This is a genomic window from Allobosea sp. 10L417 (assembly GCF_056395485.1).
Map to the genome: position 1 here is coordinate 621,047 of NZ_JBFTJP010000002.1, position 14,788 is coordinate 635,834.

Genomic DNA, 14,788 nt, shown 5'->3' on the forward strand with positions numbered 1-14,788 from the left:
GTATCAGCTCTGCTTGCCGGCGGCCTTGGCCGGGGCGGCCGCCTGCCAGGGCGCACCGGTAAACGTCGCGCCCGGGCGGATCTTCTGGAAACCCTCGACGACGACCTGCTCGCCGGGCTTGAGCCCGTCATCGATCACCTGCCGGTTCTCCAGCGTCCGGCCGGCACGGACCGACCGCAGCTCCAGCGTGCCGTCCTGCTTGAGGATGTAGAGCTGCGCCTGCCCGCGGCCGTCGCGCTGGATCGCCTGCTGCGGCACGGCGATGGCGTTGCTCTGCACGCCCTGCTCGATCTCGACGCGGACATACATGCCGGGCAGGAGGTCGCCCTCCGGGTTAGGGAACTCACCGCGCAGCGTCACCTGCCCGGTGGTCGCATCGACGGTCGCTTCCGAGAACAGCAGCTTGCCCGAATGGCGATAGCGCTCGCCATTGTCGAACAGCAGCTGGACATTGGCCGCGCCGGGGTTCGAACTCGTCAGCGCACCAAGCTTGAGAGCGCGGCGCAGCGCCAGCAATTCGCCGGCGGACTGGGTGAAGTCTGCGTAGACCGGGTCGAGCTGCTGGATCGTCGCCAGAATATCGGCGGCGCCGGTGCCGACGAGCGCGCCTTCGGTGATCAGTGCGCGGCCAATCCGGCCGCTGATCGGGGCGCGGACCTCCGAATATTGCAGGTCGAGCTGCGCCGCTGCGAGACCCGCTCGCGCTGCCGCGACATCGGCGTCGGCCTGGGCGAGCGCGGCGACCGCGCTTTCCTGCTGCTGCGCACTGGCGACGTTGCGCTCGCGCAGCTCGACGATGCGGTCGGATTGCTGGCGGGCCTGCAACTGCGTCGCCTCGGCGCGCTTCAGGGTCGCCTCGGCGCTCTCGACGCGCACCCGGAACGGAGCGGGGTCGATCCGATAGAGGACGTCGCCTTGCTTGACGAGGCTGCCCTGCTGGAACACGCGCTCGACGACGATGCCCGTGACGCGTGGGCGCACCTCGGCGATGCGGGTCGGCGCGATGCGCCCCGGCAGGTTGTTGGTCACCGGCAGGTTCTGTGGCTCGACGGTGACGATGCCGACCGTCACCGGCGGCATCTGGGAGGCCGATTTGGCAGGCTGCTTCTGCTCGCTGCATGCGGCCGCGAACAGCGGCAGGGCGATGACGAGGATGCGGGAAAGGGTCGAAGTCGAGAAAGACATGGGTTCGGGCTCGGCGCTCGATGAGTTCAGTGTTTGCGTGTCAGGTCTGGGGAATCGCGCTCGGCGACTGCCCGATCAACCACCCGATCTCGGCGATCAACCTGTCGCGCTCAGGCTCCGGGAAGCTGAGCAGCCCGAACCAGTCGAGCAGGGTCAATCCCTCGACCGCGAGGAAGGCGAGCAGTGCGCCGCGCGGATGTGTCGAGGATGCGGCGATGGCGGACAGCGTGTTCTGCAGAGACTTCTGCACGGGGCCGCGCAGCTCGGCATCCTGCGCCAGAGCGACGCAGAGGTTGAGGGCGACCGCGCGGTCCTCTTCCGAGGACGAGCGCGAGGCGGCGGCCAGTCGCCCGCGAATATCCGCATCCGGCTTGCCGATTTCGGCATCGATGAAAGACTGGATCCGCTTTTCCTCGCTGCCGACACGGCGCTCGATGAGTGTGCCGATCAGCGCGCGCTTGCTCTTGTAGTCGTAGAGGACGCTGGCCTTGCTGATGCCGGCCTCTGCAGCCACGGCATCCAGCGTCAGATGCGCGGCTCCTGCCCGCATCACGACGCGTTCCGCCGCGTCGAGAACCGCATCTCGGTCGATGGTTCTGTGCCTGCCCATGATCTGGCTTTCATAAATATCCAACCGGTTGGATATTTATTTGGGCGCGAAGAGTCAAGGCGAGCCAGATGGGCGGGCGCGCCTGACATCCGGCAGCCCGCGTTGAATTGCGTAACTTCGAGAGGAGCGGGCGCTTGCGCTTAAGTCGCGGAAAGCGCTCGGGATTCGCTCATTTCACGACGAAGCCGTGGGCGAAGGGATCGCGATCGTCGATGAAGATCGTGTTGATGCCCGTCATCCGCGCCCAGCCGGCGATGGAGGGGATGATCGCCTCGCGGTTGGCGACGGTCGTCGCGGCCTCGACACGCCCCTTGAACAGCGAGCCGATGATAGACTCATGCACGAATTCGTCCCCGACCTTGAGCTTGCCCTTGGCGGCGAGCTGGGCCATCCGCGCCGAGGTGCCGGTGCCGCAGGGCGACCGGTCGATCGCCTTCTCGCCATAGAACACCGCGTTGCGGGCGTGGGCTTCCGGCTTGGTCGCCTGGCCGGTCCACTGGATATGGGAGAGGCCCCGAATCTCCGGATGCTCGGGATGGACGAATTCGTATTTCGCGTTGAGCGCCGCGCGCAGCTTCGGCGACCAGCCGACGAGTTCGCCGGCAGTGTGATCGGCCATGTCCCGGAAGTTCTTCTGCGGCTCGACGATCGCATAGAAATTGCCGCCATAGGCGACGTCGACCACGATCTCGCCGAGGCCTTCGACCTCCGCCGTCAGCCCCTCGGCGTAGAGGAAGCCCGGCACATTGGTCAGCCGCACCTCTTCGACGAAGCGGCCCTCCTGGCGATAGGTGATATCGACCTTGCCGGCAGGCGCATCGATTGCGAGCCGGCCGGGCTCGCGCGGTGTGATCAGCCCGTTCTCGATGCCCATGGTGATCGTGCCGATGGTGCCGTGTCCGCACATTGGCAGGCAGCCCGACGTCTCGATGAAGAGCACGGCGACGTCGCAATCGGGCCGGGTCGGCGGGTAGAGGATCGAGCCGGACATCATGTCGTGGCCGCGCGGCTCGAACATCAGCCCGGTGCGGATCCAGTCGAACTCCCGCAGGAAATGCGCGCGCTTCTCCAGCATGTTCGCACCTTCAAGCCTGGGGCCGCCGCCCGAGACTAGGCGGACGGGATTGCCGCAGGTGTGGCCGTCGAGGCAGGAGAAGGTGTAGCTGGCCATAGGTCCGGTCTCCGGAGGCGCCTTGGGCCCGCGGCGATAGGCTGGCCCCATCGCCGCGCGCTCGGTTGGTACTCGCGTGTCAGGCCGCGTATTTCTGCACGGCGCCGGCCTGCTGCGTCCAGGCGGCATACCAGCTGTCGAACAGCTTGAGCTGCGCTTCGGCGTAGCCGCGCTGGCTCTCGGTCAGCATATCCGTTTCGTTGAAGTGCAGGGCGTATTCCTTGTCGCCCTTCAGCACCATCAGATGCTTGAAATAGAGCACGAGGTCGGGGCCTTCGTCGAAGGAGGAGAGGATGGCGAGCGCCTGCTCCAGCTCGAGCGCCCGCTGGCGCGCCTCGGCATCGCCCTGGGCTGCCGCCTCGGACAGCCTGCACAGATGCAGCACCTCCTTCGGCAGGACATTGCCGATGCCGGTGATCGCGCCGGTCGCGCCGCAGTTCACATAGCCGTGGAAGACCGCGGTATCGACGCCGATCATCAGCGAGACGTCGTCGCCGCGGCTGGTGATGTTCTCGGCCGCATAGCGCATGTCGGCCGGGCCGCCGAACTCCTTGAAGCCGACGAGGTTCGGATGCTCTGCCCGTAGGGCGAAGAACAGGTCGGCCCGGGTGGCGAAGCCGTAATAGGGGCTGTTGTAGATCACCGCCGGCAGATCCGGTGCGGCCGAAAGGATCGCCTTGAAATGCGCCTTCTGGGCGAGGACGACCGTGCCGCGTGAGAGCACGCGCGGGATCACCATCAAGCCCTGGGCGCCGACCTTCTGAGCATGGGCCGCAAGCGAGACGGCCGAGGCCGTGTTGACTGCGCCGGTGCCGACGATCACGGGGATGCCGGCCTTCACCAGCCGCTCGACACCTTCCATGCGCTGCGCATCCGTCAGCAGCGGCCAGTCACCCATCGAGCCGCAATAGACCACGGCCGACATGCCGGCTGCGATCAGTTCCTTGCCCTTGCGCACCAAGGCATCGAAATCGGGCGTCCGATCCGCCTTGCAAGGCGTCATCAGGGCGGGGATCACGCCCGAGAAAATCTTGGCCTTCATCGCGCTCTCCTGCTGGCTTTGTGGTTGGGGGGAGAGCGCTGTGCCGCGCCGCGACAGGCCTCTCTCCGGCATCTTTATCGCATGTTGCATATTATTTGTCGACAATAACGAAGAGCAAGCGCTACAGGGTCATCTCCAGCCGTTTGTCTCCCACCGTAAGCTTCTGGATCTGCTGGATGATCTGCTCGGCATGGGCGCGGCCGAGGCGCTCGGCCGCAACGATGTCCCGCGCGGCGATCGCGGCGATCATGTCCTCATGTTCGTCGACGAATTGCTGCGGAAGCCGGTCGTCATAGGACTGGTAGTAGAGTCGCAGGAAGCGACGGCCTTCGTCGAGAAGCCGGCTGAAGAGGCTGTTGAAATAGGGGTTGCGGCCGGCTTCGGCGATCGCCGCATGGAAGGCTGCGTTCGTTGCGATCATTGCGAGCGCGTCCTGCGCTCTCACCGCCCCGGCGAATTCCGCCTGCCGGACCCGGATCGCGTCCAGATCCTCCGGGCGATGGTTCTGGGCCGCGAGCTGCGTCGTCACCCGGTACATCAGCATCAGCGCGTCGAAGAAGGGCGACAGGTTCAGGAAGTCGAGGTTCGACACCATCGTCGAGCGATTGGGGAGGGTGACGATCAGCCCTTCGCCGGCGAGCCGCACGAGAGCCTCGCGGATGGGGGTGCGCGACATCTCGAACCGCTCGGCGAGCTGCACTTCGTCGATCGGGCTACCCGGCGGCAGCACCAGATCGAGAATCTCGTCGCGTAACAGATCGTAGACCAGCTTCACGCCGGAGCCGCGTTTGCGCTCGGGCGCTGCGTTTGTGGTCGTCTTCGCCGGTTTCATTCGCGCACCTCTTGTCGACAAGAGGGATAGTGAAGGAGCGGAACCCGATCAACGAACCACGCGCCTGACCCCGCGATTTCTTCAGATCAGCGCCAGCAGATGCAGCCCGACGAAGCAGCCGGCGCCGCCGGCGATCAGCAGCAGGGGATTGACCGGCGTCAGCATCAGCAGCGCTGTCGAGACGAGCGCGGTGCCGCGTGCGAGCCAGCCTCCGTCGAGCGATTGGATCAGCACATAGCTGGCGGCCAGGATCATCCCGGCCGCGACGGGACGCAGCCCCTTCTCGAGTGCGCGCAGCAGCCTTGCGCCCTCATAGCGCGACCAGATATGGGCCACGCCGTAGATGAGGAAGGCGGTCGGGCCGAAGATGCCGACGGTCGCGGCCAGCGCGCCCCAGAACCCGGCGATCTGCCAGCCGATCAGCGTCGCCAGGAGCGAGCCGGGCCCCGGCGCCAGCCGCGCGATGGCGAAGGCATCGACGAATTGCGTGGCGCTCAACCAGTGATGCACGTCGACGATCTGGCGGTGCATGTCGGCGATGGCGCTTTGGCCGCCGCCGATCGTCACCAGCGAGAGCGGCAGGAAGACCACGAGGATGCTGARCGGCAGATTGGGCATCCGGTGCTCAGCCCCGATAATAGGTTACGGCGACACTCAGCGAACCGGCGGCGAGCACGGTCCAGAGCAGCGGCCATTTCAGGATGGCGACGGCAAAGAAGGTCGCGGCCATGATCGCGAGCGGAAAAACCCGGCGCGGTACGCGCCGCGCCGCCGTCAATCCCATCGCCAGCGAGAGGCCGATCGCGGCCGAGGCGGCGCCGCCGAGCGCCACATGGGTGACGGCATAGCCGCCGAGCGACGAGAAGACCGTGCCGATCAGCACGATGACGATCGCTGCCGGCACCACGATGCCGAGCCAGCAGGCGATCGCCCCGCTGCGGCCGCCGAGCTTGTAGCCGATCCAGATCGCCATATTGGTGACGTTGACGCCGGGGAGCGCCTGCGCGATCGAGAGCCCGTTGAGGAAATCCTCCTCGCTCATCAGCCGGCGCCGCTGCACGAATTCCCGCAGCATCCAGCCGCTCAGGCCGCCGCCGAAGCTGGTCAGCCCGATCCGCGCGAAGATCAGGAAGAGTTGCAGCGCGCTCGGGCGCTCGGCCAAGGCGTTCGGCATGTGATTCCAGGCCATCTGGCTGCTGAGAGGGCCAGAAAGCAGTATTTGTCGGATGTTGCCAGCGTCGGGACGCATGCGCGCCATGACGCAGGGCCGGGAAAGCTTTGGAGAGGGTAGGTCAAGCCCGGCGCAGGGTGCGCTTGACCGCGCGCTTCAGCCGGTCGCCCGCCTTGCGCACGAGCGCCCGGTTGCTGCCTTCGCTTCCGTCCGGAAGCTCCGAGATCGGCAAAGCCGTGCCCTCCGGCCCGGTCGGCGCGGCGCCGTTGCGAAAGCCGATGATCGCGGCAGCCGGGCTGGCCGCGGGCCCGAGCGCGACAGCTGGCAGCGGGAGGCTCGCGAGGCTCGGGCTGCTCGGGCCGAGGATGGCCTTGATCGGCAGGTGGTCGGAGGCGATGCGCGCCAGCGGCGTATCGTGGACCGTGACGTCGGACAGCATCTCCGGCCGGTTGGCGATGATGCGGTCGAGCGCGAGCAGCGGCAGGCCCGAGGGAAAGCTGGGTACGGGCATCGGCAGCGCGCCGAAAGTGGGCCCGAGCTCCTTGAGCGACGAACGGTCGCCGAGGCGCCATTCATTGAGGTCCCCGAGCAGGAGCGTGGGGCGCTCGTCGCGGTTCCTCATCACGTCGAGGAGCATGCGAGCCTGCTGCGAGCGCGAACGGCGCAGCAGGCCGAGATGGGCGGCGACGATGCGCACCTCCCTGCCGCCCTCCAGATCGAGGTCGACGACCAGCGCGCCGCGTGGTTCGAGCCCGGGCAGGGAGACCTGATGGACGTCCCGCACCAGCCCCTGCCTGAACAGCACGACATTGCCGTGCCAGCCATGGGCGGCGGCGTTGGCGCTCTCGATGGGGACCGGGATGAGGCCCGTCTCCTCCTTCAGCCTCGCGAGGTCGAGCAGGCCGTGGCGGGCGCCGAAACGCTTGTCGGCCTCCTGCAGGGCGATGATGTCGGGGGCGATCTCGCGGATCACCTGCGCGATGCGGCCGGGATCGAAGCGACCGTCGACGCCGACGCATTTGTGGACGTTGTAGGAGGCGATGAGCGTGCCTGCCGGCCGCTCGCCCGGCCCATGCCTGGGCGCTTCATCGCGGTTCTTCCGCTGGCGGAGCGAGGCGATGATGCTGGCGCGCAGGCTCGGGCTCTTCTTCTGCATCGCTCTGCCGTTTGAGGCTTTGGCCCGCTCGAATCGAACAGGACGAAGCTTTGCATATCCATCGCGTCAGGGCGTTGACCGTTTCGGCTCAAAGATAGGGAGAGCCGAGCCAGATCAACCTGTCCATCAGACGCAAGACATAAGGGCGTGCGCGCAGGCCGGCAAGCGTGACAGGTGTCGCCTGCGCCATCACGGCCTCGACGCGCTCGGCAATTCCGCCGGCGAAATCATGGTCGAGCACTTCGATATCGATCTCGAAATTCAGCCTGAGCGAACGGGGGTCGAGGTTCGAGGAGCCGACATAGGCCCAGCAACCATCGACGACGAAGAGCTTGGAATGGTCGAACGGGCCGGTCGAGCGCCAGATTCGGCAGTAATTCTTGAGAATCTGGTCGAATTGCGCAGTCATCGCCCTGTCGACCAGCACCAGATTGTTGACGGAGGGGACGATGATGTCGATATCGACGCCGCGCCGCGCCGCCGTGACGAGCGCGCTGATCAATTCCTGATCCGGCAGGAAATAGGGCGACATGATCCTGACGGAGCGCCGCGCGACCGAAAGTGCGCCCATCAAGAGCTTGTGATTGGTCTCCAGATAGCTGTCCGGGCCGGACGGAACGGCCCGCACGAGCGCGGCGAGTTCGCTGGCGGCAGGCAAGGTGATGTCCCATGCCGGGCCTTCGAGCGCCTCGCCGGAGGCGAAGCGCCAGTCCTCCGCCGCGACCATGAAGAGATCGGCGACGATGGGCCCGGTCAGGCGGAAATGCGTGTCATGGGCATAGGCGTCTCCTGCGAACTCGCGGGTGAAGCCCTGGCGGATGTTCATGCCGCCCATGAAGGCGACGGTCCCGTCGACGACGATGATCTTCCTGTGCGTCCGCAGATTGGCGTAGGGCAGCCTGAGGCCCATGATGATGTTGCCGTTGAACACGTCGACCGCGACGCCGCCCTCGCGCAGATGGCCGGCGATGCTTGGCACCGAATAGCGGGCGCCGACCGCATCGATCAGCACGCGCACCGCGATCCCGCGCCGATGCGCGGCGATCAGCGCATCGGCGATGCGCAGGCCGATAGGGTCGCGGTCGAAGATGTAGCTCTCGAGGATGACGCTGCGCTCGGCCGCCCCGATGGCGGCAAGCATGGCGCTGTAGGCTTCGTCGCCGCTTCGCAGGGTTTCGATGCTGTTGCCGGTGGTCAGAGGATGGCGGGCGACGCGGTCGCCCAAAGTCTTGAGCGCCGCGAAGCGCTGCCCGAACCGCGCCCCGACCACCTTGTCGCTGGCGTGGAAGTGCGTTCCGGGTCGACCATGGCCGGGCCGTTGCGCCAGGATCGTGGCGCGTCGGATCCGGTTCACGCCCGCAATCGCATAGAGAAGGGGGCCGACGATCGGCGAAAGGATGATGACGCCGGTCCAGCCGATGGCGGCGCGCACTTCGTCCTTCGTCATCACCGCATGCGCGCCTGCGACGGCCGCCATCACGATGGAGATGGCGGCAAGGATATGCGGCCAATAGGCTTGGAGAATCCCCCACATGCCCGTGAAGCTAGCGCGTGGGCGGCCGGTTCGCCATGGCGGCGGTTTGGAGGGGGCGTCCCGATCGCCAGGAAGACGGTGCGCCCCATTCGCTGTCATCACGCGTCAGGGATGGGAGGGAGGGCGGCGAGACCGGACTCGCCTTCCGCCGGGGAGAGGCTTATAAAGGAACAAAGAGAGAACAGTTACCTTATTGCCATGCCCGTAACCACTACCTTGACCTTGGCCGATCTGCGCCGCAGCCTTGCCGAAGGGGCCCTACGCGCCGGGCCGGCTTCGCAGGCGCGGATCGGCCTGGGCGTGGCTTCGCTGGACGAGACCCTGAATGGCGGTCTCGCGCGGGCGGCACTGCACGAGGTCTACGCCGCCGAGATTGCCGATCTCGCCGCCGCGACCGGCTTCGCGCTCGGACTCGCTTTGAGGGCGGGGGCAGCGGAGGAAAAGGCTGCTGAACGGCCGATCCTTTGGGCACGGCAGGATTTCGTCGATGCCGAGGCGGGCCGGCTGCACGCGCCGGGGCTCAACGAACTCGGCCTCGACCCGGCGCGCCTCCTGCTGGTGCGGGCGCGCGACGGCGAAAGCGTGCTGCGGGCCGGTGCCGAGGCGGCGCGCTGCCCGGCGCTCGGCGCCGTGCTGATCGAGCCCTGGGGGGAGCCGCGCTCCTTCGACCTGACGGCGAGCCGCCGCCTCGTCTTGGCGGCCGAAGGCTCGGGCGTCCCGGTTCTGCTGCTGCGGGTGGCGGCGGCCGAGGCGCCGAGCGCGGCGCGCACGCGCTGGCAGGTCCGGACGCTCGCCTCGCGGGCGCTGGAGGCCAATGCCCCGGGTGCCCCGGCCTTCGCCTTGAGATTGCTGCGCCAGCGCGGCGGCGCGGCGGAACGTGAGTGGCGTGTGGAGTGGGACCGTGATCGACGATCTTTCGCGGAACGCAGCCTTTTCGACCGATCCGACAGACTGGCTTCCCGGACAGACCATGCCGCGCCGCTATCTCGCCCTCTGGTTCCCCTTCCTGGCGACGGACAGGTTGCGGCGGACGGGCGCGATTCCGGCCTTCGGCGCGCCGGCTGAGAAGCCGTATGTCCTGGTCGAGACGCAGCACAACGCGCTGCGCCTGGTCGATTGTGACCGGCGTGCTCTCGATCTCGGTCTGGCCCGCGGCCTGACGCTGGCTGATGCCCGCGCCCGTATCCCCGATCTCGTCGCGCTGGAGGCCGAGCCGCAGGCGGACCGCCAGTTTCTAGAAGCGCTCGCTGCCTTCTGCGACCGCTTCACGCCCCTGGCCGCGCTCGATGAGCCGCATGGTCTCATGCTCGACATCACCGGCTGCGCCCATCTCTTCGGTGGCGAGGAGGGGATGGTCGGCCTTGTGCGGCGGGTGATGGACCGGATGGGCTTGAGCCTGAAAGCCGCCATCGCCGGCACGCCCGATGCCGCCCGCGCCTGCGCCCGCTTCGCACGGGGAGGCATTATCCCGCCGGGGCAGGATGAAGCGGCGCTGCGACCGCTGCCGGTCGCGGCGCTGGAGGCCGAAGCGGAGACCGTGATCGCGCTCTCCCGCGCCGGCTTGAAGAGGCTGGCCGATCTCGCGGAGCGCCCCTCGGAAACCCTCTCCGCCCGCTTCGGCGAGGGGTTGGCGATGAAGCTCCGGCGCATCCTCGGCCACGAGGATAGGCGCATCGTGCCGCTGCGTCCGCCGCCCGATTGCGTGGTCGAGCGCCATTTCGCCGAGCCCTTCGCCGATACTGCGAGCCTCGAGGCCGAGGTCACCCGCCTGATCGGGGAAGCCGCGCGGGTGCTGGAGGCGCGCGGCGAAGGCGGGCGCGTCTTCGAGATCGCCTTCTTCCGCAGCGACGGCGCTGTCCGCCGTCTCGCCATCGAGACCGGCCGGCCCTCGCGCGATGCCAAGGCGCTGCTCCGGCTCTATCGCGAGCGTATCGAGGCGCTGGCCGATCCGCTCGATCCCGGTTTCGGCTTCGATGCGATCAAGCTCGCCGTGCCGGTCTGCGAACCGCTGAACACGCCGCAACACAGCCTCGATGGCCGCGCCGTCGAGGAGGAGGCCGTGGCTGATCTCGTCGACCGGCTCGTCACCCGCTTCGGCCGTGACCGGGTGCTGCGCTTCGCGGCGCAGGACACGCACCATCCCGTTCGTGCGGCAAAAGCGCTCTCGGCCGCCGCGCCGCTGTCGCAAGCGCCCTGGCCCGAACCCGAGCCGGCGGAGCCGCCGGCCCGCCCGCTCCAGCTCTTCGAGCCGCCACAGCCGGTCGAGGCCATCGCGGAAGTGCCGGACGGCCCCCCGATCCGCTTCCGCTGGCGGCGTCTCACCCATGACGTCGCCCGCGCCGAAGGTCCCGAGCGCATCGCCCCCGAATGGTGGCGCGACGGCAGCGACGAGCCGATGCGCGACTATTACCGCGTCGAGGATGCGCAGGGCCGGCGGTTCTGGCTTTATCGCACCGGCTTCTACGAAGCCGACAGCGCGCCGCCGCGCTGGTTCCTGCACGGGCTCTTCGCATGAATCAGATTGCGAGCCCCTTCGCCGAACCCGTTGCGGCAACGAATTTTTCTTTCCTGCGCGGCGCCTCGCCGGGGCCGAATATGGTGCTGACGGCGCTGCTGCTTGGATATGCCGGTATCGGCATCGCCGATCGCAACACGGTGGCGGGCGTCGTGCGTGCCTGGGCCGCGCTGAAGCATCTGCGTGAGGACGGCTTGCCGGCGCCGGAAAAGGTGCGCGAGGGCGGTTGCCCGGGCGAGTATGTCTGGATTGAGAACCCGGCCTTCGCGGAGGTGCCCTTCACCCCCGAGCAGATGAAGGCGATGGCGGAGAGCTTCAAGCTCGCGACCGGCACCCGCCTCGTCTTCGCCGACGGCACGCCCGACATCGTCGTCTATCCGGCCAATCGCGAGGGTTGGGGGCGCCTCTGCAGGCTGCTCAGCCATGGCAATCGCAAGGAAGGCGTGAAGAAGGGAGAATGCCGCCTCGTCATCGATGATCTCCTGAATGATGCCCGCGACCTGCTGCTGATCCTGATGCCGGCGCAGCGCCTTGACGGCCTGCCGGAACTGCTCGCGCAGCTCGACGATGCCGCACCCGGCGCGGTCTGGCTCGGTGCCAGCATGCACCGGCGCGGCGACGACCGCCGCCGCCTCGCGCGTCTCAAGGCCATCGCCGCCGCGACCCGCACCCCGCTGATCGCGACCAATGACGCGCTTTACGATTCCATCGAACAGCGTGATCTGCAGGACGTACTCAGCTGCATCCGCGAGGGCGTCACCATCGAGCGTGCCGGGCGCCTGCTCGAATTCAATGCCGAGCGTCATCTCAAGCTGCCGCAGGAAATGGCCCGCCTCTTCCGTGACGCACCCGAGGCCATCGCCGAGACGCAAGCCCTCTTCTCCCGCGTCGAGTTCGATCTCGGCCAGCTGAAATACGAGTATCCCGACGAGCCGATCCCGCCCGGGTGGAAGGATCAGGACTGGCTGGTGGAACTGGTTCGCCGATGCTGCCTGATCCGCTATCCGGATGGCGTTCCGGATAAGGTTCAGGGCTTGCTGGCGAAGGAACTCGACCTGATCGGGAAGCTCGAATACGCCCGCTATTTCCTGACCATCCGCCAGATCGTCGAATTCGCGGAGAGCAAAGGCATCCTCTGCCAGGGCCGCGGCTCGGCCGCCAATTCCGCCGTCTGCTACGTGCTCGGCATCACCGCGGTCGATCCGGCCGACAACGACGTGCTGTTCGAACGCTTCATTTCGACCGAGCGCAAGGAGCCGCCCGATATCGACGTCGATTTCGAGCATGAGCGGCGGGAGGAGGTGATCCAGTGGATCTATAAATTCTATGGCCGCCACCGCGCCGGCATCGCCGCCACCGTGATCCATTACCGGCCGCGCAGCGCCATCCGCGAAGTCGGCAAGGTGCTGGGGCTGACAGAGGACATCACCGCCCGCCTTGCCGACACGCAATGGGGAAGCTGGGGCACGGAGATCGGCGATGCCCGTGTTCGTCAGGCCGGGCTCGATCCGACGAATCCGACGATCCGCCGCGCCGTCGACTTCGCGGTGCGGCTACTGCATTTTCCTCGCCATCTCTCGCAGCATGTCGGCGGCTTCGTCTTGTCGCGCGGGCGCCTCGACGAAACCGTGCCGATCGGCAACGCTGCGATGGCGGACCGCACCTTCATCGAATGGGACCGCGACGACATCGACGAGCTCAAGCTGATGAAGGTCGATGTGCTGGCCTTGGGCATGCTGACCTGCATCCGCAAAGCGTTCGAGCTGATCGCAGGCCACGACGGAAAACCCTATCAACTCGCCGATTTCACGGATGGCGACGAAGGCACCTATGACATGCTCTGCGAAGGCAAGTCGCTGGGCGTCTTCCAAGTCGAGAGTCGCGCCCAGATGAACATGCTGCCGCGCCTCAAGCCGCGAAAATTCTACGATCTCGTGATTCAGGTCGCGATCGTCCGGCCCGGCCCGATCCAGGGCGACATGGTCCATCCCTATCTGAAGCGGCGGGCGGGCATCGAGAAGGTGACCTATCCCTCGCCCGCACCGGAGCATGGTCCTCCGGACGAGCTCTACGAAGTGCTCAAGAAGACCGAAGGCGTCCCGCTCTTCCAGGAGCAGGCGATGCGCCTCGCCATGGTAGCCGCCAAATTCTCCGACATCGAAGCCAACGGCCTGCGCAAGGCGATGGCGACTTTTCGCAACGATGGCACCATCGGCAATTACGAAGATCTGATGGTGGGACGGATGGTCGATCGCGGCTATGAGCGCGATTTCGCCCAGCGCTGCTTCGAGCAGATCAAGGGCTTCGGCAGCTACGGCTTCCCGGAGAGCCACGCAGCTTCCTTCGCCAAGCTGGTCTACATCTCCTCCTATCTGAAGAAGCATCACCCGGCCGCTTTCGCCTGCGCGTTGCTGAACTCGCAGCCTATGGGCTTCTACGCCCCGGCCCAGATCGTCCGGGAGGCGCAGGAGAACGGCGGCGTCGAGCCGCATCCTGTCGATGTCAATTCCAGCTGTTGGGACAACGGGCTGGAGGAAGCCGACGATGGGCAATCGGTAATCGGAGCCGATAGCTCTCATCCGGGCCACCTCGCCGAAAAAAGCGCGGGGAACCTTCTCCCGGAGGGAGAGGGCAGGGTGAGGGGTTCTCCCGGTTCCTGCACTCAAAAGGGGGCGGGCGAACCGAAGGAGAAACACTCCTTCGCCCTGCGCCTCGGCTTCCGCCAGATCGACGGCTTCAAGGAGGATTGGGGCAAAGCCATCGCGGAAGCACGAGAAGCGGGTGGCGCCTATCGCGACGTCGAGGACCTCATGCGCCGGGCCGCTCTGCCTGCCCGCGCCATGCGCCTGCTCGCCGATGCCGACGCCTTCCGCTCGCTCGGACTGGACCGGCGCGAGGCGCTCTGGGCCGTGCGCCGCCTGCCGGACGACGCGGCTCTGCCGCTGTTCCAGGCGGCGCAGGCGCGCGAGCTGGGGCAGGAGCCGACGGTGGCTCTGCCTGTCATGCCGCTCGCCGAGCACATCGTCGCCGATTATCAGACCGTCCGGCTCTCGCTGAAGGGGCATCCGATGCAGCTTTTGCGCCCGCGCTTCCGCCGCGAGGGCATCCTGAGCTGCGCCGAGACCAACGCGAAGCCCGACGCCGCCTTCGCCCGCACGGCCGGAATCGTGCTGGTGCGCCAGCGTCCGGGCAATGGCAACGCCATCTTCGGCACGCTGGAGGACGAGACCGGCATCGCCAATGTCGTGATCTGGGCGCGGTTGTTCGAGCGTTTCCGTCGCGAGGTCATGGGCGCGCGGCTGATGCTGGTCGAGGGCAGGGTGCAGAAGAGCGTCGAGGGGGTGATCCACCTCATGGCCCAGCGCATTATCGATCGCTCGGCCGATCTGCTCTCGCTGTCGGACACGCATCGTGCCGAGATTCCCATGCCCGTCGACGAGCTGAAGAACCCGCCGCTGCCGCGCCACCGCCATCCGCGAAATGTGCGCATTCTGCCGAAATCGCGGGATTTCCATTGAGAGGACGAGCATTCGTTTGTTTCGCCTCGTTCGGATCGTCGTCGTAGTACCCGT

The 14,788-nt window shown here is 67.1% G+C and carries 11 protein-coding genes and 1 pseudogene; 3 read left to right on the forward strand and 9 right to left on the reverse strand.

The genetic code is table 11. The features are described from left to right. Window positions 1-3 precede the first annotated feature (3 nt). The 9 genes and pseudogenes from AC1DE3_RS09095 to AC1DE3_RS09135 form a co-directional block, all read right to left on the reverse strand. Window positions 4-1,185, reverse strand: coding sequence for an efflux RND transporter periplasmic adaptor subunit (locus AC1DE3_RS09095; protein WP_441511280.1), 1,182 nt, complete (start codon window positions 1,183-1,185; stop codon window positions 4-6). Between the two features lie 40 nt (window positions 1,186-1,225). Next, complete coding sequence (locus tag AC1DE3_RS09100; protein ID WP_476852317.1) at window positions 1,226-1,795, reverse strand: TetR/AcrR family transcriptional regulator; 570 nt, start codon at window positions 1,793-1,795, stop codon at window positions 1,226-1,228. Window positions 1,796-1,964: 169 nt separating this feature from the next. Next, window positions 1,965-2,966, reverse strand: coding sequence for a 4-hydroxyproline epimerase (locus tag AC1DE3_RS09105; protein WP_441511282.1), 1,002 nt, complete (start codon window positions 2,964-2,966; stop codon window positions 1,965-1,967). Between the two features lie 79 nt (window positions 2,967-3,045). Further along, a complete protein-coding gene (locus AC1DE3_RS09110; protein ID WP_476779683.1) occupies window positions 3,046-4,008 on the reverse strand; it encodes a dihydrodipicolinate synthase family protein in 963 nt (320 codons plus the stop codon). Window positions 4,009-4,129: 121 nt separating this feature from the next. Continuing rightward, window positions 4,130-4,840 (reverse strand): GntR family transcriptional regulator, encoded by a 711-nt coding sequence (locus tag AC1DE3_RS09115; protein ID WP_441511284.1) that lies wholly within the window; start codon window positions 4,838-4,840, stop codon window positions 4,130-4,132. Between the two features lie 81 nt (window positions 4,841-4,921). Next, complete coding sequence (locus AC1DE3_RS09120) at window positions 4,922-5,458, reverse strand: chromate transporter (RefSeq protein ID WP_476852318.1); 537 nt, start codon at window positions 5,456-5,458, stop codon at window positions 4,922-4,924. A 7-nt stretch (window positions 5,459-5,465) separates the two neighbouring features. Beyond that, window positions 5,466-6,014 (reverse strand): chromate transporter, encoded by a 549-nt coding sequence (locus AC1DE3_RS09125; protein WP_441511286.1) that lies wholly within the window; start codon window positions 6,012-6,014, stop codon window positions 5,466-5,468. Between the two features lie 358 nt (window positions 6,015-6,372). Next, a pseudogene (locus tag AC1DE3_RS09130) lies at window positions 6,373-7,167 on the reverse strand (endonuclease/exonuclease/phosphatase family protein); the annotation flags it as partial. An 88-nt stretch (window positions 7,168-7,255) separates the two neighbouring features. Then, on the reverse strand, window positions 7,256-8,701 hold the full coding sequence (locus AC1DE3_RS09135; RefSeq protein WP_441511287.1) for a phospholipase D-like domain-containing protein: 1,446 nt from the start codon (window positions 8,699-8,701) through the stop codon (window positions 7,256-7,258). Between the two features lie 198 nt (window positions 8,702-8,899). Here AC1DE3_RS09135 and AC1DE3_RS09140 point away from each other — a divergent pair, with 198 nt between their 5' ends. From AC1DE3_RS09140 to AC1DE3_RS09150, 3 genes are read left to right on the forward strand one after another with little or no spacing between them, the layout of a single operon-like run. Beyond that, window positions 8,900-9,766: an ImuA family protein gene (locus tag AC1DE3_RS09140; protein ID WP_441511288.1), complete on the forward strand. Its 867-nt coding sequence runs from the start codon at window positions 8,900-8,902 to the stop codon at window positions 9,764-9,766. Beyond that, window positions 9,672-11,216 carry a Y-family DNA polymerase gene (locus AC1DE3_RS09145; RefSeq protein WP_441511289.1) on the forward strand — a complete coding sequence of 515 codons (1,545 nt, stop codon included), beginning with the start codon at window positions 9,672-9,674 and terminating at the stop codon, window positions 11,214-11,216. The genes AC1DE3_RS09140 and AC1DE3_RS09145 overlap by 95 nt, the downstream gene beginning before the upstream one ends. Continuing rightward, entirely contained in the window at window positions 11,213-14,734 is a 3,522-nt protein-coding gene (locus AC1DE3_RS09150) for an error-prone DNA polymerase (protein WP_476852319.1), read from the forward strand. The genes AC1DE3_RS09145 and AC1DE3_RS09150 overlap by 4 nt, the downstream gene beginning before the upstream one ends. Window positions 14,735-14,788 lie beyond the last annotated feature (54 nt).